The sequence below is a fragment of the Haloferax sp. Atlit-10N genome, from assembly GCF_003586325.1.
Lineage (GTDB): Archaea > Halobacteriota > Halobacteria > Halobacteriales > Haloferacaceae > Haloferax > Haloferax prahovense.
The window spans coordinates 1-452 of record NZ_PSYX01000162.1; the positions used below are offsets into that span (position 1 = coordinate 1).

A 452-nucleotide genomic window follows, 5' to 3' on the forward strand; every position below is an offset into this window, starting at 1 on the left:
GTCTGGAAATGAGCAAGTATCCCTCCCCGAAGATAGAGAATTAGACGATGCATTCCGCGACTTAGAGCATGAAGAAGTTACAGGGATTGACTTTGACAATCTTGAACCGCCTCAATCTGAAAGCGTTGGAGCTGACCCAGAAGAGACCGGTGGAGGATTACACGAAGGTATGGAAAGAGCCTCGGCGAACCAAGCGGAAGCCGAGTTCTACGCTCAGAAAGCGGTTGACAGATATAATAACGGCGAGTCGCCGGGGGAAGCATCCAAACACGCTATTGAGAGAACAGACTTTCAAGAAAATCGGCCATGGGTAGGAGAGGAACAAGGCCCGGCTACCGGCGAGGACTATATCTACAGATTCGTCGAGGGAGGGCCTGGAATTGATACACTCCAATCCCCAGCCTTCCAGCAGCAGCTCGCGGAACGGCAACCAGATAACTCCGTCACTGTTG

The 452-nt window shown here is 52.0% G+C and carries 1 protein-coding gene; it reads left to right on the top strand.

What is annotated here, in order from left to right:
- Nucleotides 1-452: hypothetical protein (locus C5B91_RS22215; protein WP_158589939.1), on the top strand; the 452-nt coding region annotated here is incomplete at both ends.